Source organism: Phyllobacterium sp. P5_D12 (assembly GCF_054049495.1).
In genome coordinates this window covers 1-582 of record NZ_JBFUMG010001163.1, presented here as the reverse complement: position 1 = coordinate 582, position 582 = coordinate 1, and the positions used below count along the sequence as shown (strand labels likewise).

Annotated in this window: 1 protein-coding gene; it reads right to left on the bottom strand. The window is 57.2% G+C overall.

All coding sequences use genetic code 11. The features are described 5' to 3' along the window. On the bottom strand, nucleotides 1-582 hold a 582-nt coding region (locus ACXJ5O_RS29285), incomplete at both ends, for a hypothetical protein (RefSeq protein WP_457302960.1).

Below are 582 nucleotides of genomic sequence, written 5' to 3'. Positions count from 1 at the left end.
CCTCCATAGTTCTCAAACCCCTCCTCATGCGCGAAATCGCTCGTGAGCTTTTCGAGGATCTCTGCTGTCCAATAGGCTGCGCGGATGCCGCCTCCCGCCGTTGCAACAATGACCATCGGCACAGGCCCTTTTCCGCCCGCATACTGATAAGCCGTCTTCGCCTGCTCATACCAAGCGTTTGCCGCCGCTCCGACAGTCGGCCTTTCGTCAGGCTGCACTATAGCCACGCAGTCACCTTCGCATGGACGGACCCGGTGAAATGGGTGCAGCCACGCATTGAGAATCCCAATGCCGATCAGGAAGACGGCTGCATAAACGCCGACCGCGCGAGGCGTCGCTGTACGTCCGAACACCTCCCGCTTGGTTAACCAGGTGATTGCAAACTCAACGGCGTTGATAAGGGCGAGGATCGCCCCAAGTGCAAAGTAGGCAACTACCATGGAGCCCAAGACGCGTCCGACGCCGACGGCATCAATCCATGTAGCGCAGGCGAACACGACTGCTATTAGAAAAAGCGCCGCAGTAATTAAAAAATTCTGGCGGTTATTGCGGTTGTCCTCGATAGTCGGTTCTGCTCCAGAG